The sequence below is a fragment of the Fusibacter sp. QWL-12 genome, assembly GCF_058683495.1.
Genome location: NZ_CM178745.1, coordinates 63171 through 82913 on the forward strand (window position 1 = coordinate 63171; position 19743 = coordinate 82913).

At 38.2% G+C, this 19743-nt stretch carries 24 protein-coding genes; 3 read left to right on the forward strand and 21 right to left on the reverse strand.

The window, feature by feature from the left end; all coding sequences use genetic code 11:
• Positions 1-52: 52 nt before the first annotated feature.
• The 11 genes from AC4PID_RS00375 to AC4PID_RS00425 form a co-directional block, all read right to left on the reverse strand.
• On the reverse strand, positions 53-1462 hold the full coding sequence (locus AC4PID_RS00375; RefSeq protein WP_492133600.1) for a flavocytochrome c: 1410 nt from the start codon (positions 1460-1462) through the stop codon (positions 53-55).
• Positions 1459-2157, reverse strand: a complete 699-nt coding sequence (locus tag AC4PID_RS00380) for a response regulator (protein ID WP_492133601.1) — start codon at positions 2155-2157, stop codon at positions 1459-1461. Before AC4PID_RS00380 ends, AC4PID_RS00375 begins: the two co-directional genes overlap by 4 nt.
• Positions 2154-3716: a sensor histidine kinase gene (locus AC4PID_RS00385; protein WP_492133602.1), complete on the reverse strand. Its 1563-nt coding sequence runs from the start codon at positions 3714-3716 to the stop codon at positions 2154-2156. Before AC4PID_RS00385 ends, AC4PID_RS00380 begins: the two co-directional genes overlap by 4 nt.
• A 122-nt stretch (positions 3717-3838) precedes the next feature.
• Complete coding sequence (locus AC4PID_RS00390) at positions 3839-5596, reverse strand: flavocytochrome c (protein WP_492133603.1); 1758 nt, start codon at positions 5594-5596, stop codon at positions 3839-3841.
• 210 nt (positions 5597-5806) lie between these two features.
• A complete protein-coding gene (locus tag AC4PID_RS00395; protein ID WP_492133604.1) occupies positions 5807-7057 on the reverse strand; it encodes an HD-GYP domain-containing protein in 1251 nt (416 codons plus the stop codon).
• An 85-nt stretch (positions 7058-7142) separates the two neighbouring features.
• On the reverse strand, positions 7143-7577 hold the full coding sequence (locus tag AC4PID_RS00400; RefSeq protein ID WP_492133605.1) for an NUDIX domain-containing protein: 435 nt from the start codon (positions 7575-7577) through the stop codon (positions 7143-7145).
• 42 nt (positions 7578-7619) lie between these two features.
• Positions 7620-7994: a hypothetical protein gene (locus AC4PID_RS00405; RefSeq protein ID WP_492133606.1), complete on the reverse strand. Its 375-nt coding sequence runs from the start codon at positions 7992-7994 to the stop codon at positions 7620-7622.
• The gene (locus tag AC4PID_RS00410) at positions 7984-8736 is read right to left on the reverse strand and encodes a nitroreductase family protein (RefSeq protein ID WP_492133607.1); all 753 of its coding nucleotides are present in this window, start codon (positions 8734-8736) and stop codon (positions 7984-7986) included. Before AC4PID_RS00410 ends, AC4PID_RS00405 begins: the two co-directional genes overlap by 11 nt.
• Positions 8737-8809: 73 nt before the next feature.
• Positions 8810-9382 (reverse strand): class I SAM-dependent methyltransferase, encoded by a 573-nt coding sequence (locus tag AC4PID_RS00415; protein ID WP_492133608.1) that lies wholly within the window; start codon positions 9380-9382, stop codon positions 8810-8812.
• Between the two features lie 13 nt (positions 9383-9395).
• Positions 9396-10088, reverse strand: a complete 693-nt coding sequence (locus tag AC4PID_RS00420; RefSeq protein ID WP_492133609.1) for a tyrosine-protein phosphatase — start codon at positions 10086-10088, stop codon at positions 9396-9398.
• A 181-nt stretch (positions 10089-10269) separates the two neighbouring features.
• On the reverse strand, positions 10270-10824 hold the full coding sequence (locus AC4PID_RS00425) for a beta-class carbonic anhydrase (protein WP_492133610.1): 555 nt from the start codon (positions 10822-10824) through the stop codon (positions 10270-10272).
• Positions 10825-11037: 213 nt separating this feature from the next.
• On the opposite strand from AC4PID_RS00425, the gene AC4PID_RS00430 reads away from it, so the two are divergent.
• Positions 11038-11454, forward strand: a complete 417-nt coding sequence (locus tag AC4PID_RS00430; protein WP_492133611.1) for a hypothetical protein — start codon at positions 11038-11040, stop codon at positions 11452-11454.
• Between the two features lies 1 nt (position 11455).
• On the forward strand, positions 11456-11668 hold the full coding sequence (locus tag AC4PID_RS00435) for a helix-turn-helix transcriptional regulator (RefSeq protein ID WP_492133612.1): 213 nt from the start codon (positions 11456-11458) through the stop codon (positions 11666-11668).
• Between the two features lie 91 nt (positions 11669-11759).
• Here AC4PID_RS00435 and AC4PID_RS00440 read toward each other — a convergent pair whose 3' ends face one another.
• From AC4PID_RS00440 to AC4PID_RS00465, 6 genes are all read right to left on the reverse strand, one after another.
• On the reverse strand, positions 11760-12365 hold the full coding sequence (locus AC4PID_RS00440; RefSeq protein WP_492133613.1) for a class I SAM-dependent methyltransferase: 606 nt from the start codon (positions 12363-12365) through the stop codon (positions 11760-11762).
• A gap of 104 nt (positions 12366-12469) precedes the next feature.
• A complete protein-coding gene (locus AC4PID_RS00445) occupies positions 12470-12973 on the reverse strand; it encodes a GNAT family N-acetyltransferase (RefSeq protein ID WP_492133614.1) in 504 nt (167 codons plus the stop codon).
• A 3-nt stretch (positions 12974-12976) separates the two neighbouring features.
• The gene (locus AC4PID_RS00450; RefSeq protein WP_492133615.1) at positions 12977-13612 is read right to left on the reverse strand and encodes a non-canonical purine NTP pyrophosphatase; all 636 of its coding nucleotides are present in this window, start codon (positions 13610-13612) and stop codon (positions 12977-12979) included.
• Positions 13613-13644: 32 nt separating this feature from the next.
• Positions 13645-14184, reverse strand: a complete 540-nt coding sequence (locus tag AC4PID_RS00455) for a GNAT family N-acetyltransferase (protein WP_492133616.1) — start codon at positions 14182-14184, stop codon at positions 13645-13647.
• On the reverse strand, positions 14184-15266 hold the full coding sequence (locus AC4PID_RS00460) for a hypothetical protein (RefSeq protein ID WP_492133617.1): 1083 nt from the start codon (positions 15264-15266) through the stop codon (positions 14184-14186). The genes AC4PID_RS00455 and AC4PID_RS00460 overlap by 1 nt, the downstream gene beginning before the upstream one ends.
• Before the next feature lie 29 nt (positions 15267-15295).
• The gene (locus AC4PID_RS00465) at positions 15296-15562 is read right to left on the reverse strand and encodes a hypothetical protein (protein WP_492133618.1); all 267 of its coding nucleotides are present in this window, start codon (positions 15560-15562) and stop codon (positions 15296-15298) included.
• Positions 15563-15713: 151 nt separating this feature from the next.
• Here AC4PID_RS00465 and AC4PID_RS00470 point away from each other — a divergent pair, with 151 nt between their 5' ends.
• Positions 15714-16850 (forward strand): S8 family peptidase, encoded by a 1137-nt coding sequence (locus AC4PID_RS00470; RefSeq protein ID WP_492133619.1) that lies wholly within the window; start codon positions 15714-15716, stop codon positions 16848-16850.
• 42 nt (positions 16851-16892) lie between these two features.
• Here AC4PID_RS00470 and AC4PID_RS00475 read toward each other — a convergent pair whose 3' ends face one another.
• The 4 genes from AC4PID_RS00475 to AC4PID_RS00490 all read right to left on the reverse strand — a co-directional run bounded on the left by AC4PID_RS00475 (position 16893) and on the right by AC4PID_RS00490 (position 19695).
• Positions 16893-17507 carry a DJ-1/PfpI family protein gene (locus tag AC4PID_RS00475; protein WP_492133620.1) on the reverse strand — a complete coding sequence of 205 codons (615 nt, stop codon included), beginning with the start codon at positions 17505-17507 and terminating at the stop codon, positions 16893-16895.
• 14 nt (positions 17508-17521) lie between these two features.
• A complete protein-coding gene (locus AC4PID_RS00480; protein ID WP_492133621.1) occupies positions 17522-18055 on the reverse strand; it encodes an AAA family ATPase in 534 nt (177 codons plus the stop codon).
• A gap of 136 nt (positions 18056-18191) precedes the next feature.
• Positions 18192-18893, reverse strand: a complete 702-nt coding sequence (locus AC4PID_RS00485; protein WP_492133622.1) for a hypothetical protein — start codon at positions 18891-18893, stop codon at positions 18192-18194.
• A gap of 19 nt (positions 18894-18912) precedes the next feature.
• The gene (locus AC4PID_RS00490; RefSeq protein ID WP_492133623.1) at positions 18913-19695 is read right to left on the reverse strand and encodes a GNAT family N-acetyltransferase; all 783 of its coding nucleotides are present in this window, start codon (positions 19693-19695) and stop codon (positions 18913-18915) included.
• Positions 19696-19743: the final 48 nt, after the last annotated feature.

Genomic DNA, 19743 nt, shown 5'->3' on the forward strand with positions numbered 1-19743 from the left:
TATTATTAAGTACTTTATTTTTTTGCTTTTACGCTTTTATGCTTCTATGCTTTTACTCTTCACCCAATCGTCCCGCGATTCTACCAAACACCACGGCATCTAAAAGTGAGTTCCCACCAAGGCGATTGAGGCCGTGAATGCCACCAGTTGCTTCACCAGAAGCATATAGACCGATGATTGGCTGTCCGCTTTCGTCTATCACTCTAGCACGTTCATCAATTAAGATCCCGCCCATACAGTAATGCACTCCGGGCAGTACTTGTATGGCATAATATGGCCCCTCCTCTAGCTTCCGTTCTAATGATTTTCTATCGAAGTCCAGATCGACACCTTCATTCACATAACGGTTATAATCCATTATCGTTTGTTCCAAGCTTTGACGGTCGACGCGAATGCTTTCAGCAAGTCCTTCGATTGTATCAGAGGCGTCAACGATTGCCATATTGATGTAGTCATTGGTAGCAGCAAGTGATTTTTTTATGGCTTCGTTAAACACCAGATAAACTTCCTGATCAGGCTGCATTAATATGTCTTCACTGAGCAAATCCCTATTTTCTAATTCGTCTGCAAATCGCTTGCCTTTATTGTTGACTAGAATACCACCGTTTCCCCTCAATGCCTCTGTGATCAGCATGCCGTATTCATAGGACACAGTCGGGTGTGTTTGAATGTACGACATATCGACCAGCTTAACCTTTAATGGCGCAACCAAACCGATAAAATCCCCAGTTGCACTAGGGCTGTTGGTCGTTTTATAGCCCTTTAGCTTCTGATTATAATACACGTATTGCTCTGGGCTACCACCAAAACCACCGGTCGCGATAATGACGTTTTCAGTGTGTATGGTATACGATCGACCTGTACGATCAATGACTTTCACGCCTTCGACAGAACCGCCTGCATCCGTTATAATCTCAATCGCCTTGGTTTCCAGTCTCAGGTCGATGTCCAACCCATCGATGGTTTTTTTGAGTATGCTGACGATTTCACTTCCCACTGGCTCGCCACCAGATGGTCGATGCGTACGCGCAACGCTGTGTCCTGCTAATATGCCGATATCTGAAAGATCTGCTCCCATCTCGATTAGCCAATCAAGTGCACTGGCACTTTCATCTGCAAGCTTTTCAACCATAATTAGATTATTTTCTGAATGACCAGAAACCAACACATCCGATACAAACAAATCTTTTCTATCCTCAATGCCTTTGAGCTTTTGAAACGGTGAACCAACGATGTTAATCCCAGCGGTCGCCCTTGCGGTATTGCCACCCACATAGGGCATTTTCTCTAATAAAATGACACTTTTCCCTAAATTATTCGCTTCAATCGCTGCACTCATACCGCTTGCCCCTGCACCGATGACGATAACATCTGCAGTATCGGTGACAACTGCACCTTTATAAATCAAACCTAGAATAAGAACGATTAAAATTCCTATGCCTAAGATTAAACCTTTTTTCACTCGCTTTTCCCCTTCCAAACATAGTATTTATTAGGTCTACCGATTTTACCATAATTGAGCTGTTCTTCGACTTCGTCAAGGCTAACCATATATTCCAGATACCGTCTAACCGTTACTCTTGCAAGCTCTGTCTTTTCAGCAATTTCCTGAGCGGTCTGCTTTTCACCAACTTCAAGCAACGCCTCCTTAACTAAGGTATACGTCATTGGATTGATGCCCTTTTCCATAAATGCATCTCGCTCCATTGTCACTGCTTTAGGAAGAACCTGCGATGTTGATAGCATTTTATCGATGTCCTCTTGAACGATACTTTGCTTTTCTGAAAAGACAGATCGCTTCTGAGACACCTTGAAAACCGCTTCACTAAACCTTTCAAAGGAAAATGGCTTTATTAAATAATCGATTGCACCCAGTCTAAATACCGTCGCTACAGTTTCATAGCTATTATCAGCGGTAATCAGCACCACTTCGATATCCAGTGCATTCGCCCTCGCCCAAGCTAAAAGATCAGGTCCTCTGCCTTCACCAAGATAAACATCGAGCAATATCAACTGTATGTTTTCCGTCTCAAGCACTGCCTTAGCAGATTCAATAGAACTCGCCTCATAGATTTCAAAGCTGGCATCGATTTTTTTAAGATAGCCTTTATTAATGGTTCTCACCATAGGATCGTCTTCAACGATTAATACTCTCATGCGTTACTCCGTTTCATAGGAATTGTGATGACGATAACCAGTCCATGATCATTGGATAAACTGATTTGTCCGCCAAGCGCCACTGTTATTTTTCTTACGATATCTAGACCGTATCCTCTGTCCTCGCCTTTTGTACTAAAACCTCTTTCGAAGCATTTGGCCATCAGTTCTTCTGTCATCCCCGGACCACTGTCTGAAACTTCAAGGGTCAAGGTATCATCATCCTGAAAGATGCCAACCTTTATTCGCTTTTCTTCAAACGGCTGAATTGCCTCTTCTGCATTGTCGATTAGATTACCCAGTATAGAGGTTAAATCCTCTTCCTTAGCTTGCTCAGGTAAACTCTGCAGATACGATTCTTCATCTATTGTAAACGTAATTTGTTTCTCTGTTAGCCTTGAATGCTTCGTCAACAGTAAGCCGCCTATTGAAGCCACTTTGATTTTATCCTGAATCGCTTTTAACATAGCTTGTCTTGGTGCGGTAATCGCTTCAATATATGCCAGCGCATCTGTATCAGCACCCAGCTGAATTAAACCAGAGATGGCATGTAGTTTGTTCATAAACTCATGATTTTGAGCTCTTAGAGCATGCGTCAACTGTTTCATCTCAGTAAGCTCCTCAGCACGCTTTCGCACAAGACTCATATCTTCAATTTTAATCAGGTAGCCCAGTTTATCATGGAATTGAAGGAGCTTGTGAATGCCCACCACAAGGATTCTACTTTGTGGCAGACGCCATTCAAACTGAAAGGTTGTTTTATCTCGCCAAAAAGCTTCAGTAAGATAGAGCTGGAAAGGTAGCTCTGAAATCGAGTCGCCTTCTTTTATGGACATGTCTAGTAAAAGCTTTGCATTTTCATTTACCAAAATAAAATGTCCTTTATGATCGGTTGCAAGGATGCCTTCGCCGATCTGCTCGATGATGATATCCTTCTGCTTAAGCAAAAGCGCAATTTCACTTGGTTCAAGACCAGATGTATCGCGTTTGATGTTTCTCGATAAGAGATATGCACTGATAACCCCTACACCTACGGCAACACCAGCGAATAGGGTTAGCCAAATGATCTGACCCTTCATCGTCTGCAAAACTCTTCCATTAAAAATGCCGACAACGACTATGCCAGTTTTCACACCATCGGTATAGATTGGCGCATAGCCTTCCACTGTGGCATCTAGGGATAGCGCGTAATAATACGAGGGCGTACTGCTCAGCAAATCACCTTTGATTTCATCGATGCCAAGTTTAGTATTGACCCGTTCTGGTAGTGGATGCGCGTAGAATCGTCCTTCTGTGTTGATCACATAGAGATACTGGATACCCGTTTTTAGGTAGAGACTTTCTACCGCTTGATTGACTGCTAAGTAGCCATTAGGTAAGGTCATATTCTGTTGTACATCTCTGTTTTCAGCGATGATAACCGCTTGATCCATAGCATCGAGAGCAACTTGCTTTTGTATAGAATCAAACCAGGTGCTATACATAACCGCAACCAGCACCATTACCAACGTCACCACCAATGTGGTCACCAAAGCCATCATTTTATATTGTAATTTCATAATTCACCTTTTTATATAGTCGTAGATATTTTAACATATTTATGTAAATGCAAAAAGAGAAGACTTCTCTTCTCTCATGCATTGGGGTCCTGCTTTTCATTTAGGTTGGTTATGAGGAATTTCTATTGTGTCACAGACAAAGCAGCATTTTTACCTGCGATACGTCCGAAAATTGTGATGTCTGCCATAGCGTTACCACCTAAGCGGTTGTTACCATGAACGCCACCTGTAACTTCACCAGCAGCGTATAAACCGCTGATAACGATGTCGCTGTTATTTAAAACTTCACCATTTGTGTTGATTTTTAAACCACCCATTGTATGGTGGACTGCTGGCGCAACTTCTACTGCATAGTATGGGCCAACATTAACTGGTCTTGCCATATCTTGTCTCGCAAAGTCAGCATCTGTGCCTTCAGCAACATAGCCGTTGTACGTGTCTAAAGTCGCTTGAAGTGTCGCTGCATCTAAACCCAGCTCAGCTGCAATTGCTTCTACTGTTTCGCCTTCTATTAAGAAGCCTTTTTTATAGTAACCTTCAATTGCTTTTAAAGATTCTCTTACACCTTGATCAAAGAAAAGATAGCCACTTGCACCTTCTTGTGCTAATAAAGCGTCTGAAACAACTGCTCTAGTATCTAACTCATTAACAAAACGCTCTGCATTTCTATTGACTAAGATTGCACCATTTCCTCTAACCGCTTCAGTAATCATGTAGTTGTTAGATGGCATAACTGTTGGATGCGTTTGGATTTGTTCCATGTCCACATAAGCAACATCTAAGTTTTTAGCAAACTCTAAAACATCTCCTGTTGCACCTGGATGATTCGTAGTGCCGTATCCTTCTAATGCTGGATCGTATTTCACTACAAGCTCGTTGTTTGCTGAGAAACCACCTGTAGCAACGATAACTGCTTTCGAGTTAATATTGAAGTTACCATTTGCTGACTCTACTACAACGCCACTTACAGCATTGCTATCGCCAATAATTTCAACGACTTTGCTTTCTAACAAAATCTCAATACCAAGATCCTGTGCTTTTGCATATAATACGTCAACGATGTGCTGACCTACTGGTGCACCACCTGTTGGACGATGTGTTCTATCTTTACTAGCGCCACCCATTCTACCAACATCGGTTAAGTCTGCGCCTAAGCTCATTAACCAATCCACAGTACCTGCTGAGTTTTCTGCAAGGACTCTTACAAGATCAGGGTTGTTTAAATTGCCGCCACCCTTCATTGTATCTTCAATGAAGATCGCAACTGTATCATCGATGCCTTTTTCTTTTTGTACACTTGTTTCAGCAGCATTGAGTCCACCTGTTGCGTATTTTGTATTACCGCCTACCATAGGCATTTTTTCAACGACGATAACTTTGGCACCGTTTTGTGTCGCTTCTATAGCTGCGGTTAAGCCAGCACCACCTGCGCCAATGATAACGATGTCTGTTTCTCTATCTTCTAATTTAACAGCTTCTTTTTCAGACTCAGTTGTCTCGATGGCTTGATTCGCACCTTCAACATAAGCTTTTGCTAACGCGTCATTTACAGCATCTAAAACACCTTTAGACGTTAAACTCGCACCAGCTATGCCATCTACTTGGCCTGAGTTTGCTTTAAGAATTTTATCTAATAATTGATTTGCAGGATCAACTGCAAACTCTGATTCGTGAAATTCTACTAGTTCAATTTTCTCGATTTCAGTTTCAGAAACAACCACAGACACTTTTATAACGCCTGCATGTCCTTGACCTTCACCTTCATAAGTACCAGCATTAAAAATTGCTTCACTAATTGTCTCTTCTGATTTGCTACAGCCTGCTAATGCACCCACTGTAAGCATTGTAAGAATGAGTACCCAGATTAAGCTCTTTCTCATTTTATCCTCCATGTTGTCTTTAGAGTTCTATACTCTAATTCATTGATCTACAAATGGAGTATATAAATTTGATAATACTTTATCAATATTCTGGTCATATTGAATCTTTTTGTTCATTTAGTTCATGAAAAAAAGTCTAAAACAGTGATGATCATCACTTACTTTAGACTTTAGGACATGTATTTATTAATAAAGTTTGCATTAAATCTTTTACTTTAACGTTAAGAGACACATTTGACTGCCTGCCCAAGCCTTTAAATTTTGAACAAATTCAAAGAGTTCATCGATATTGTTTAGAATAATTTGGTAGACCTCCATCGATAATTTTTCTGGTGCATATGTAGCGAGCAGTTCAACTAACTCTTCTTTTCCAAGTGCACTTCTGTAAGGGCGATCCTCAGTAAGTGCTGAGAAAATATCTGCATAAGCCAATATGTCCATTTGAATATCAAACTGGTTTTCACTTAACTTTCTTGGATAACCAGAACCATCGCGTTTTTCATGATGTGATGACGCCCACTTAGTGATTCGGTTAAATCCATGAATTGAGTTCAGGATAATATTGGTATATAACGCATGAGATTTCATGGTTTTAAACTCATTGTCATCCAAATAGCCAGGCTTATCTATAATTTCAGTCGGCACAGAAACTTTACCAATATCGTGTAAATAGCCTGCTATGGTGATGTCGAAGCAGTCTTCTTCAGTCAGTGACATCATTCTACAGATCTTATTTGCCAGCATTCCAACCGTCTGAGAATGCGTCGATGTCCAATGGCTTTTTAAATCGACAATTTTGGCGAAGATCACTGCCAGTTCGTTGACATCCTCACGTGTTATTTCTTGGAACTGGTCATCGATTGATAAAAATAATAGTTCACCATAAGCTTCGCTCTCAATGTTCTCCCAAAATTCCTCACTAGAGACGAGTGCATCAAACGTCGGTTTAAGTAATGGATTGAACACCTTACCAAAGCGTTTTTCAATTTCCATTTTAATTTGATAGAGTTTGTTTTCATCTTCAGCGTATCTGAGTGACAACACATCGATGCGGTCAGATAAGTTAAGCAGATAACATTCAAAAGGCACTTCATCTGCATCTATGCTGCCATCGATCACCTCAGAATAAATAATGTGATGATGCCGAACGATCTTAGAAACGCGTTCAAAAGGCTTGAAACCCTCTAGCATCTTTGCACCGAGCTCCTCATGTGGTTTGGGATCTTCAACATCGATTTCAATCAATCGATCTCGCTCAGTGATACTCAATGCGCCAATATCATGTAAGGACGCAGCTAGAACTAAATTATCGAGTGCAGTCTTATCTAAGCCATACATATTACCCAGTTGAAATGCGATAGATGCCGTTCTTCTGTGATGGTCCTTTAATAGATAATTGTATTTATCAATGGCCTTAACCACAGCTGATACAAGATTTTTAGTCGCTAAATTTTCACTCATAGGTCACCTCCAACAGGTGATTCATCAAAGGTTGATGCAATTTATCTTTAACCTATACCCATAGTGATAATTTTATAACATGATATCAATTCTCAGTGGCACGCTTTACCATCTCAGCCTGATACTCAAGCGAAAGACACGCAATCGCACTTTGTGGCGATACGAAAACGATGGTATGGTCGTCCTCTATCGGCTCAGCCACCTTCTCACCTAACTCAACTCTATAAAAGTAACCATATAGCTCATAATAATTCATACTCTTCATTGACTGCGTCAGCTGTTTCGCTTCTCCAATTTTCTCTACGATGGTGATCTCATATCCTGTTTCTTCTATAAACTCTCTTTTAAGGCACTCAATTTCAGACTCATCCGCCTCTATACCGCCACCTGGCAGATGATAGCCATTTGGAATCTCGATGATCATCACTTCTCCAGCAGCATTCAAAGCGATGCCATAAGCGCCTGGTCTCGGTATATATTCAATGTTCTTTTCTTTTTCTCCAAATAATTTCAATGACATAAATCCTCTTTCCAAATCCTTATTTAAAACCTTATTTTATTGCTAATGATCTAGTTTACCTATCATAATCAAAATCTCTTTCACTTTTTCAGCTTTTAAGTTCGTAAATGTACAATGAAAGCTAAAACGGTATCGTTTTGACTTAGACCAAAGCTTACCTTCAGCCGCACCAAACTTACCGTGACTTATTGCGGAATCAATCTTTCCACTATCAAAGGGAAAATCCATTTCCATAATACTCTCTATACCATTGTTTTTATTAATGACCTCATCTGAGAATAAAATCTGAATTTCAACCTCAGGTTCAAGTAGGTCGATTAATGCACCTCTATCTTTCTCAAAAACAGCTGTAAGAGCTTCTTCTACTTTCTGGTTCTTCGGTGAATTTTGACAACTTCCAGTTCCTTTAATCACCATGTCGCCTCCTATAAGAATACTTAACCCAAAATTGATTCGATTCTTCCATTATTCGCCGTTCATAACTATAGCCATGATGGTCAAACCACGTTTCTAAACAAATCAACTGTATTCCCAAATCGATATAATTGTAAAATGGTCTCTTTTCTTTTGGAACGAGCATCTTTTCTTTCGGTTTTATGTGGACTGTCAGCTGATTTTTATCAGCCTTAAAGTACCACGGTTGAGAGTTGCAGGTACTTGGGGCATACTTGATATAGCTTACACAAGTCATGCCATCGATTCCATAAATGGCTTCACCCTCCCAAAGCTCTTCGTCGGATTTTCGTTTTGCCTTTTTATAATCTTTACGAAATGCCTGTGGTTCAGCTTTACCGATAGCGAGCATAATTGAAAACGGCAACCCTTCATGCCTATGCATGCTTTCGACTTTTCCCATGCCATACCAACAAGCGCCTATACCTAAACTTGCTAAATAGAAATCCAGCTGTTCTATAACATATCCCAAATTCATCAAAGCTAATCTTGATTGCTCAGAATAGATAAGAATACAGTATTCACCTCTTTTGCAGGTCGTTTGTTCTCTTTGGACGATTTTATATTGAAGTGACTGATCAGCAGAGAGAAAGCGAGTCATATGCATTAGGTAGGATTCAACACTTTCCAGTTCCTCACTCGTCAAGTTCAGCTCAGGATTAAATCGTCTAAACGATTTTCTTTTAAACATCATCTCATAATTCATAAAGCCTCCTAGGTTAGTTTCACACTATCACGGCTTAAAATTATTATCAAAGACAATTTTAAAGTTACTTTATCTATGCTTTAACTTTTTTTAAGATGAAGGTAACGAATCCACCACGCTCATCTGTAGTCACTTCTTTTTTGAGCCACTCAAACTGATCCTTTAAACCATCAAAATCTGTTATTCTAATCAAATCCTCACTGTGGATGCGTTCATCTACTCTATGATGCTCTCCAAATCCAGATACAAACAAAATCCCATCCTCAGATAAATGCTCCGCGACTTGAGATAACTTACTAGCATCCAATCGATAATGGTTGATGACGATATTATCAAACATTCCTAGCCCATCAAATGGCCACTCTGAAGACAAATCTACCAATTTCAAATTCGCTTTGAGCTTCTTTTCGTGTAGAAAACGTCCTAGCCTAACCAAAGCTTTACTGCTAAAATCAATACCTGTCAACGCATAACCCTGCTCTGCCAAGTAAATGGTATTTCTACCATCGCCACAAGCGACGTCTAAGACTGAACCAAATTGAAGTAAGTTTATATTTTCAACTAGTGACTTCTCTGGTGACATAATGCCACCACTTCTCTGCTCGAACTTTTGATCCCAAAAGCTCTGATTGCCAATGTATTGCATATTTCCTCTTTTCTTATACGCCAAGTAGCTTAACTCTGATTTTCTCTACGGTGTTTTCTTTAAGTTCAAGACTGTCCAAATAGTTCTCAACGGTGTGATATTTGTCGTAGAATAACTCAAGGCATCTCTGCATGTATTCTGGTTTCGAACCCCCACGCCATTTTTCGATATGTGGAAAAGCTTCGTGAAAAGCCTTAATTTCTTTATGAAGATAAGTGGCAGAGAGTTGATAATCGGCAATAATATCCTCTTTTGGCACATGACAGAGCATTAAAATCACTGCGGTGACAATTCCAGTACGATCCTTTCCCACAGCACAGTGATATAGCACAGGCCCTTTTGCATCCGAAATCGTTTCAAGTATGGAACGCATTGTCGCTTTTTCTTCCATCATCTCTAGATAGATTTCACTTAAATTTTCTTCAGTTTTAGGTGGCTCATGTCCTACTTTAAACTCTAAATTGTGATAACTCACACTAGGATGATTTTGAAAGTAGCTTGGCGCGGAATCAATTTCCTTTTGTAATCTAAAATCAATGACCGTCTCGATATGTAGTTTTTCAATGGCTTTAATATCCGTATCATCGAAATTCTTAGGACAATCACTTCTCAATATTCTACCGTACTGTGTGTAACCGCCTTCTAGTGTTGGATAGCCACCTAAATCTCTAAGATTCGCTAACGACGGTACTGCATACCTTTTCATAATGCCTCCTAAGGTTCTGTCTTATATAATTATGATATCATCTATTTTCTATCTCACAAATAACTTTAGGACATCTAAGAAAATTTTAAGAATAAAAAATCCTGCCTCTTAGTCGTTTTATAAACCACTTTGATAGCAGGATTTAAATTTTCAATTGATTTTGCTTAGACATTAATTTGGCTTATACATTAATTTCATTTACTAAAGTCAGCTTACCTGTATTAGAGTCAATAATTAACCCATAAATTCTAATTTCTTCAGGAACCAAAGGATGGTTGCGAATCATTTCAACTGATTTCAAGATAGACTTTTCTAGATCTTCAAATCCCCCCAACCATTGATTAAAATCGACACCATAATAACGAATCATATCGATATTTTTCGGGTCAATGCCTCTACTTGTCATTTTATCGATCATCTTAATCCTGTCGGTTCTTCTCGCCCCGCAATCCGTATGACCGATTACCAAGATCTCTTCGATCTCCAGTTCATAGATGCCAATCAAAAGGCTTCTCATTGCACTTCCAAAGGGATGTGAAATCACGCCACCAGCATTTTTAATAAACTTTGCATCTCCGTTTTTAATCCCGAGCGCTGCAGGTAGAAGTTCAGTGAGTCGCGTATCCATACAAGAAACCACTGCAATCTTCTTTTCAGGAAACTTATCTGTCTCGTACTGTTTATAGGCTTCTTGCTGTACAAACGATTCATTGTAGGCCAGTATCTCTTTTATCATCAAGTCGTTTCTCCTTACGTGATTCATCGATTTTCGATATTATAACTTAATTTTGTGCTATTGAAAAGAGTTTAAGGCTTCATCACAACTTATGAAAGGCATGTGTTGAAAATAATGTGAAATATTTATAACTTTATAGTTGACGCCATTAAGCTCGTGTGATATATTTGTAACATCAAAAGTGCGAAATATATCACATAAGGAGATACTAATATGAATAAGAGAATTACATTAAAAGAAATCGTCGGAACTAAAATTATCTATACCATTATCCTTGCTGTGTATTATTGGATGTGGTCTAGATCGGACTGGAAGGATTATTATCAAACCATTCAAGGTACTTTAAGTGTTGTGGTTATAGGATTCTTTATATTTCAACTATTTCGTATTAAGAAATATAAAAGTGAAGGTATCGACGAAATGGCTGAGCACAACCTAAAAAGATGTGATTCCATTTGCTTGAAATTGTTTTTAGGAGCGATGATTATTACTGCTTGGGCAGGTGGCGTTTTAGGACATATTGATGCGATTACAACGACACAAATGGGTTGGATCATCATTATCTCTATCTTTTTAATGTCTGTCATCCGTACGGTTCTATTTGCCATCATGGATAGTAAAGGAGTCTAATATGGCACTAATCACAAAAATTAAAGCATACAGAGAAAAAGCCGGTTACAAACAAAACGAACTTGCAGAGCTGGTCGGCGCCAGAAGAGAAACCATTGTTCACTTAGAAAATGGTCGATACAACCCCTCACTTAAGCTCGCTATGGACATAGCAAAGGTATTTGGCGTCACCGTCGAAGAATTGTTTGAGTTTACAGATGAACCTGAAAAATAATTTAATTAAAAATAAAAGAAGTCAATTGTGAATTCACAGTTGACTTCTTTATTTGCTAATTGATTAATTCCGATAAAAGTAGGTTCATTTCCTAAATTATCGACTTCTTTCGTCCTATCACACTTAAAGTATGCCAGTGTTTGGTCACAATTTCACCATTTGGTCGCATACTCGTCCCTTCATTTTCAAGTTCCTCAAGATGTATGAGATCGTATGCTTTAAAAAGCGTTTCGATTTCGGACTTTGAGTGAAATGTAAATCGTTCAGTCCATTCTGCCCAAGAGTCGTTTTTCCCAAAGAAAATCATTGCGATGGTAGCGCCGTTAGGTATTTGAGCTTCAAGTTGATGCCATCTTTGCTCAAATAATTGGGTTGGACAAAATGGCAAGCTAAAACTTGCGTAGACACAGTCAACTTGAGGCAACTTCATTTCATATAAATCCGCCTTAACTACCTCAAGTCCATTAATGTTTTTATTAGATAACTCGATTTTTAGATCCTCAAGTACAGTTGTTTCACGATCCACTGCTATCACTGTATGTCCATTTTCGATAAAGTGTTTGGCATCTACACCAGCTCCAGCGCCTAAATCTATGATTCTTGAAGGCTTTGCAAGTACTTCCATAAGCTTCTTCGCCAAAGTTCTTGGTTCTTCGTTTTTAGTTTTTTCGTGAAACTTTTTATCATAACTACTCATGTGAGATCTCCTTTGCAACGTCTAGAATAGAGTTAAATGCGTCTGGGCAATCATTCTAAATAGTACCGTATCGATCTATGTACACAACATTCATGGCACCTCCATCAAAACATATACTCATAAAGTGCACAGTTCTTAATCATTTGATTCTTGAGTATGCCTTCTTTATACGCTTCGATTTCAGTGGATTCCTCTGAAATACAGACAAATCCATTTTTTTCATAAATTTGTCTTGCCCAATCTGCTTCCTTATGTGCTAACAAAATCATATGAGTAAAACCATCTTTTTTTAATCGATGCGTTAATGTTCTTAATGCAGTTTTTCCGATACCTTTTCCTTGAACGTCCCTAAAAAGGTAAAATGCTAACAAATAGCAAATTTTCTCTGTTAATTTGATGGTACCTATTATCCCTACTGGTAAATTATTATATTCTATTATTTCACTAAAATAGGTTTTGGGTATGCCTTGGACTTCTATAAATGCAGCGTACTTTTCAAATGCACCTGGCATAATTGGATCATATAAAGGGATGTTTGATCGCATGATTTTGGCAAAAAAACCAGAGTCTTCTGGATTAGCGGATCGTATCATAACTGAATTTTCCATTGCCTACTCCCCTTCAAAATATTCACTTTTAATTCGTTCAAAAAATTTCACAAAGCCATCCTCTTGAAGATCAGGTTCACCTATACCGGTTTCAAGATCATAATAATATTGATTGCTATTAATTTCTACAGATAGCGAATCCAGTGGAAAGCCTTCATTATATCTCTCGTGTGGTTTCTCAACCACGTAGAAACGCTCTGACCACAAATCCTCACCATCATACGAGATGACCGTTGCATCATCTAAAACCAGACAAATCGCATTCTTATAGTAAGCAGTAATTTTACCACCGTAACGTTTTGCCATTTCGCTATAATAATCCAGCATTTCACGATAAGTGAAGCTTTGCCCGTCTCGTCTTCGTACCATGGTTCCCGGTTGGTCTTCTTCAGCGACACCTTCAAATACGAGTCCTGTATCACAAGAAAAAAGCGGTGCTTTTAGCTGATCGAAGTAACCAACGGCCTTAAGCGTCGCATTTTCTATCGGTGTTTCTCCTGATTCTTCGGGAGAATGAAGCGAATTTTCTATTTCATTTAATCCAATAATTTCGAGATCTAACCCTGCCACTCTTCGTTTCATACTCTCTACTTTAGCAGGGTTATATGTGCCATAAATCAATTTCATTCTCGTTTTCAATTTTTGCTCCTAACTATATATATCTGATGAATCTACTTTAATACAAATTCCATTTGAACGTCATAGGGTTCTTTTTCTGCTAAATCTCGGTTGATTTCTTCTGCTTCAACACAGCATATTTTGCGATAAAAATTCTGCGCATTCTCACAAGACGAAGCTGAGATATAAAAAGCCTCAATCCCTAAGTCATTCGCATAGCTTTTCAAGTGCTCAAACAAGACTCTGCCATATCCTAGTCCTCTCGATTCACAACTCACATGAAGTGCTGACAAGTTAACATACTCTTTCATTTGACCAAACTTTCCAGCCTCAAGTGCAGCGAATGCTAACACGCGAAGGCTACTAGGATCATGGATTGCAACGACATAACCGCCACTTATAACTGTCGATTTTAATGACTGCGATTGCTTTTTTAAGTCCTCGTTGTCCCAAAACTCATCATATCTTGCCTCGGTTAGCTTTAATCCATTCTCTGTCTTCCTATAAGCATAATAGACGGATTCCGATCTGTCAAAACCGTTTAGGAATTCATCACCTATTGATTTGGCATCATGCACTTTAATTTTTATCATTATTCTTCCTCTAAATAAAATAGTCTATGATAGCTTGAAAAATCCTTACCATCTGACTCGGCGACGATTGGCCCCTTCATTATCACCATATCGCCTTTTGCATTATCATTTGCAACACCGAGAAAATGCTTATGATACACCAATCGGTCTAAGCGTTTCATGTTCATGGGGTCATATGCCTTCGCTTTAAATTGACCTGATTTTTCAACACACATACTGCTATTCAAAACCTTATTCATCTCACTGCGAATCATTTCTTCTCTTTGTGAAATTAATACATCAATCCGCGAATCTCTAGACGCCCATTTAGACGCCATAATCGTTGAATCCACCTGAGCATCTATTCGATTACAGATAAAGGGCAAGTTCGGTTCAAGCTTATCTTTAAACTTTAAACCAAGCTCATCTGCAATCAAGTTTAAAATCATTCCTGAAAAATACGCGATTCTTCTAACCTCTAAGAAGCCTTGATCTAGTGCTTCTAGTCTGCTGAGTGCGTTGTTTACCTTCTCTTCATAAAGTGCGGGGTTAATTAGCTTTAATACCATTAGCCCAATATATTCTGCTGACCCTTCAATGGTTTCAATGCTTTTTTCATAATCCGCATAGCTACCCAATAATGTGAAACGGTATCGTCGTAATGAGAAAAAGGATTTAAGGATCTCATATTTTTTACTTAAATCTAACTCACGATAGGCTTTAGAAAGTAGCATAAAAGCCTCTTTCTTCATATTTAAAACTACGGCATCAAGAGGATACGACAAACCTTCTAAATCACTGCTAAACCTAGTTTCACCTGCTTTAAGCTGATAAGAATGAAACATTTCGTGTACAATATTTGAAGTGAGTAAATCTATGCTAGTAAGATCAGTTTCTGTCACATGCCAAATGGCAACTTGTTTTCCTTCAAAATTAATAGATGTATTTCCCATAAACTGATCTGTTTTATTAATTTTACCATCTTTCAGATAAACCCATTCTTGATCGTATAACGCAAAGTCCGTTCGCTCAAAACCTTCCCACAATTGGCCAAAATCTATGTAATCAAGCTTGTTATTTATCTGTTCATATAAAGTCCTCATTTCGCCTCCTTCTTTCAAAATCAAATCATTCATTGTATAAAAATAGAAAGGATTCCCGCTAGGATGAAATATTCAAAACTGACCACTACAATACTTAGAAATATCAATAATCCAAATCTAAACTCTGCATATAAGTCTTTGCCATATTCACCTCTAAAAAGTGAAATAATATTGGGAATAAAGAGATAGTTTAATGACTCATTAAAATCATTGTCATCTTCAAAGAAGTGATTTTTAAGAAATTTGTATATCGGAATATTGGCAATTAACAGTACAATTAATAATGCAATTTTCATATGTAAACTCTCCTTTAAGTGAATCTGTCTAGCTTTTTATTTTTCACTGACTATAAATATTTAACAATATGAATACACCTACGTAGATAAAGATAATCGAGAATAATTTTCAGTAAAATGGGTATACATAATATAATTGGAGGTGAAGAAAATGAAAGCATTTATTTTTATGCTTATTTTTGTTTTAGTCGTTTCATTGGCGACAACTTCATCTTTTTCCGAAGTAAGAAATGATCGATTCCTCATTTTGCTTTCGGAGAACAACTTTAACGAAAAAGTTCAGGAAGTCTTCACAAATCATGGTATTTCTGTAGAAAAATTTGAAAATATTAACGGATTTATCGCCACAGGGAATGCACAGTCCATTATTAGCTTATCCAAAAAATACAACGTTCGTAGCATAGAACCTGACCAGATCGTATACGTTATCGGCAAACCAATTTCAAATGGTAAACCAACCAGTTCACAGCCAACCCAAACGATAGAATGGGGCATCAATGCAGTTAAGGCGCCTAACATGTGGGCATCTTATCAAGGTGCAGGTGTTAAAGTTGCTGTAATTGATACTGGGATTGATTTATCACATCCAGATTTAAAAGTCGTTGGCGGTAAAAATTATGTTAGAAGCGCCAAAAGCTATAATGATGATAACGGCCATGGCACACATGTTGCTGGTATTATCGGTGCTTTAAACAATAATATTGGAGTTGTGGGAGTTGCGCCTCTAGTTGACTTATATGCGGTGAAAGTATTAAGTAGCAGCGGTAGCGGTTATCTTTCAGATGTTGTTAGAGGTATTGATTGGTCTATATCAAATCATATGGATGTTATTAACATGAGTTTAGGTGCAAACACCGGAAGTGCAACACTTGAACAAGCTCTAATTTCAGCTGAACAAGCGGGCATAATAACAGTTGCAGCTGCAGGAAACGATGGCACAGATGTTGACTTTCCAGGTGCATATAGTAGTACGATTGCTGTTGGTGCTATCGATTCACTTTATAACTTAGCTTATTTTTCATCAGTTGGTAATGAAGTTGATGTCGTAGGACCTGGTGTATCTGTTTTTTCAACGTATAAAGGTGGTACTTATAAAACGCTAAATGGTACTTCAATGGCAACACCACACATTGCTGGACTTGCTGCACTTTACAAAGATAAATATCCAGGTGCAGACTTGAATAGCTTCAGAAACATATTGAAGCTGATCAGCACAGATTTAGGTCCAATAGGATTTGATCCAGGGTATGGGTATGGTTTACCAAATGCAGTCTCGTTATTACAGTAAAAAAGGTTAACAGAAAAGGAATGGTTTAATGCCATTCCTTTTTTATTTTGCCACAAGCGAATCAATAGCAAAAGGATCATCACAACTGTTGGAGTTCCAGATGTATTCAATTCTATGGCTGATTTTAAGTGCGGTTGCTTCATCAACAACATCTTTAATAAATCTAAGCGTCATATCCATACCGGCTGAAATGCCCGATGAAGTATAAAAATGATCCGACTTAACCCATCTTGCATTTCGTTTCCATATCACTTTATGATTTTGATCAGTAACCCAATCAAATGCGCGTTTATTGGTTGTCGCCTCTCTTCCATCAAGCTGCTTGGTTTTTGCAAGAAGTGCAGCGCCAGTACACACGGATAGCGTATAGTTCGAGTAGTTTGAAAGTGCATCTATATATGCAATAAAATCTCGATCTGCCACTAAATCTCTCGTTCCTTGACCTCCTGGGATCAATAGTACATTTATATAATCATCCTCTTTAACATATCTTTCAGTAAGTATCTTTGTTCCTTGGGCACTTTCTACAACACCACCATTCTTTGAATAATACTTTAAAAGAAAGTGCGACGCCTCTTTTCCAAAAATCTCCGCTGGACCAAATGCATCTAATAGTTCAAATTGATCAAAAAGAATAATGCTAATTTTGAATTTCATATTTTCTCCCTTTACTAAAAAAACTTCCGATTATACAACTGCTCAAGGTCTGCCAATATATATTCTGAGACAGCCTCAGCGGTTACCGATTCTGTACTTATGACCTTTTCAAATTTTTTATTATTTGGATCAATATAACAGCGTTCGATTTGGTCAAAAACCCAAGCCTCTTCATCTTCTCCTCGTCCAAGCAAACGCTCTCTTAGGGTTTCCTTTGAAGCCCATAGAAAGTAATGGCTTACCTCGATGTTCTTCAGTCGAAGCCTTTCAATAATTTCATCATAATAGACTTGATCCACAAGAGTCATAGGCACGATGAGTGTACCACTATAATAAGTCGCAATTTCACGTAAAATGTGGTAATTCAATTTGCGCCATAACATAATATCTTGAAAGTCATTTTTGAGCATTTCTTTAGGTAAATTACTGCGCAAATAAAACCCAGTTTCTTCAGGATCAAAGATAAACGAGTTTTCAATTTTTTCATGAAGTCGAGTTGCCACGGATGTCTTACCACTCCCAAAAGAACCATTAATCCAAATAATCATAATTGGTTGATCTCCTTCATTATATTTGTGAGATTGCTTCGTTTTTATGTACTCAAACTTGATTTTATCAATTATTTTACTAAATTCACACTCAATCAAGTAATATGGTACGGCCACATCCTGACACCAATCCGTTCTACAATTGAGACTTAAGTAGTTCTACCCAATTTGCATCCATTTTCAACAGCCTATTTTTCTTGAGATTTTCTGTAATAATCCATCGAATATGCTTACATGTCTTATATGCCATGAGTCGTTCAAACTTGGATCGATCTGCATCTTTCCCACACAAAACAACACTCCAGCAATAACCCAATGCTTTTCTTAACACTTTTTCTGCCTCATTCAATTTTTGATCGTGTTTGAACTTTGAAAGTGTCATCGTGTATAAATCATCAAGAATGCGATTAGAATCAATATAGCCATTTAAAAGAGCAGGCTCTGAAACGGTTGCGATATAGGTTCTAAGTTCTAAATCACTTCCAGTTATAAGAGGTTCTAAGGTTTGGACAAACTCCTGCGAAGAAACTATTTTTATAGATTTTTGGAAGCCAATGCAAACACTCTCGCGTACACGCCAACTTTCATGATTGGCATAAGGCATAAATTCAAAAGAAAAAGAATGACATTTATCCATACTCAAGTAAATCCCTGCTGCGACACCACAGGCCAATACAAACTCATCTGGCGTATTTTGTAGATTACTTGATTTCACTTGAAGACAAGCTTCAACCTCTTCTACAGTTGCAAATTCTATAAAGTTATATAGAAGCTCTAAATTTGCTCTAGGACCAGGTAAATTAGAATGCTCACGTAAATCATCGATAGAAAAACTCATATTTCGCTCCTACTTACTATCATTTGATTCTTTCAAGTACCCACCATACTGAGTCACCATTGAATCCACATTTTCGATAGAGCCGCTCTGGGTTTGTCAAGTTATCGGCTTCACCGGATACTGTAACGAAACTCGCTTTGCTTTTTAGTCGGTTTAATAGCTCCTCAACGATATACTGTCCAGCTTTTAGCCCCCTGTAATCTGGATGCACCTGTATCCATTCCAGTGCCCCCTCAAGTACATTTGAATCAAAATCAGCGATACCAAGCGCTATTTTATTACTATTTTCATCCAATAACCAAATCCAAAGGCTAGGATCAAATACACTTTCTTTCGTCCAGCTGAATACTGTCTTTTCTGATGGTTTAATATGTTCATAGCAATTACTGATAAACTCCGAAATGATATGTATTTCGTCAGGAAACACTGCATTACAAAACCGATATCCCTCTGGTAGGATAACAGACTTAACTTGTTTTAGGTCGTGTTTTAACTTAAAAAATGGAGTTAGCTTCCTAAATGGGACGTTAATACTGTTCAGCATTCGTTCGTTGATCATCATTATGTCAAAATTGGATGCAAGTTGGTTTAAAGGAATATCAGAATAATCCATCTTTTGCCAAGCAAATTCCAAACAATCACCCTTTGCACCATATATCCATTGTAGATTATTTTCAGAAACCATGTAGTTGCTCTCTTCTGGCGAGATTCTAATGAGTGCCTTCCAATAGGCGTACGGTAATACCCCTGTAGGGTCTAATACATACTGGTCTAAAAGCTGATCGAAAAATTGCGATACCATCAAAAACCTCCATCCTAATCATAATTAGGATATTTTAATCATTTACGA

Excerpts from the sequence above, each read along its gene's own strand:
- AC4PID_RS00380 (WP_492133601.1), bottom strand. The coding sequence starts at position 2,157 with ATGAGAGTATTAATCGTTGAAGACGATCCTATGGTGAGAACCATTAAT.
- AC4PID_RS00385 (WP_492133602.1), bottom strand. The coding sequence starts at position 3,716 with ATGAAATTACAATATAAAATGATGGCTTTGGTGACCACATTGGTGGTG.
- AC4PID_RS00390 (WP_492133603.1), bottom strand. The coding sequence starts at position 5,596 with ATGAGAAAGAGCTTAATCTGGGTACTCATTCTTACAATGCTTACAGTG.
- AC4PID_RS00395 (WP_492133604.1), bottom strand. The coding sequence starts at position 7,057 with ATGAGTGAAAATTTAGCGACTAAAAATCTTGTATCAGCTGTGGTTAAG.
- AC4PID_RS00400 (WP_492133605.1), bottom strand. The coding sequence starts at position 7,577 with ATGTCATTGAAATTATTTGGAGAAAAAGAAAAGAACATTGAATATATA.
- AC4PID_RS00405 (WP_492133606.1), bottom strand. The coding sequence starts at position 7,994 with ATGGTGATTAAAGGAACTGGAAGTTGTCAAAATTCACCGAAGAACCAG.
- AC4PID_RS00410 (WP_492133607.1), bottom strand. The coding sequence starts at position 8,736 with ATGAATTATGAGATGATGTTTAAAAGAAAATCGTTTAGACGATTTAAT.
- AC4PID_RS00415 (WP_492133608.1), bottom strand. The coding sequence starts at position 9,382 with ATGCAATACATTGGCAATCAGAGCTTTTGGGATCAAAAGTTCGAGCAG.
- AC4PID_RS00420 (WP_492133609.1), bottom strand. The coding sequence starts at position 10,088 with ATGAAAAGGTATGCAGTACCGTCGTTAGCGAATCTTAGAGATTTAGGT.
- AC4PID_RS00425 (WP_492133610.1), bottom strand. The coding sequence starts at position 10,824 with ATGATAAAAGAGATACTGGCCTACAATGAATCGTTTGTACAGCAAGAA.
- AC4PID_RS00430 (WP_492133611.1), top strand. The coding sequence starts at position 11,038 with ATGAATAAGAGAATTACATTAAAAGAAATCGTCGGAACTAAAATTATC.
- AC4PID_RS00435 (WP_492133612.1), top strand. The coding sequence starts at position 11,456 with ATGGCACTAATCACAAAAATTAAAGCATACAGAGAAAAAGCCGGTTAC.
- AC4PID_RS00440 (WP_492133613.1), bottom strand. The coding sequence starts at position 12,365 with ATGAGTAGTTATGATAAAAAGTTTCACGAAAAAACTAAAAACGAAGAA.
- AC4PID_RS00445 (WP_492133614.1), bottom strand. The coding sequence starts at position 12,973 with ATGGAAAATTCAGTTATGATACGATCCGCTAATCCAGAAGACTCTGGT.
- AC4PID_RS00455 (WP_492133616.1), bottom strand. The coding sequence starts at position 14,184 with ATGATAAAAATTAAAGTGCATGATGCCAAATCAATAGGTGATGAATTC.
- AC4PID_RS00460 (WP_492133617.1), bottom strand. The coding sequence starts at position 15,266 with ATGAGGACTTTATATGAACAGATAAATAACAAGCTTGATTACATAGAT.
- AC4PID_RS00465 (WP_492133618.1), bottom strand. The coding sequence starts at position 15,562 with ATGAAAATTGCATTATTAATTGTACTGTTAATTGCCAATATTCCGATA.
- AC4PID_RS00470 (WP_492133619.1), top strand. The coding sequence starts at position 15,714 with ATGAAAGCATTTATTTTTATGCTTATTTTTGTTTTAGTCGTTTCATTG.
- AC4PID_RS00475 (WP_492133620.1), bottom strand. The coding sequence starts at position 17,507 with ATGAAATTCAAAATTAGCATTATTCTTTTTGATCAATTTGAACTATTA.
- AC4PID_RS00480 (WP_492133621.1), bottom strand. The coding sequence starts at position 18,055 with ATGATTATTTGGATTAATGGTTCTTTTGGGAGTGGTAAGACATCCGTG.
- AC4PID_RS00485 (WP_492133622.1), bottom strand. The coding sequence starts at position 18,893 with ATGAGTTTTTCTATCGATGATTTACGTGAGCATTCTAATTTACCTGGT.
- AC4PID_RS00490 (WP_492133623.1), bottom strand. The coding sequence starts at position 19,695 with ATGGTATCGCAATTTTTCGATCAGCTTTTAGACCAGTATGTATTAGAC.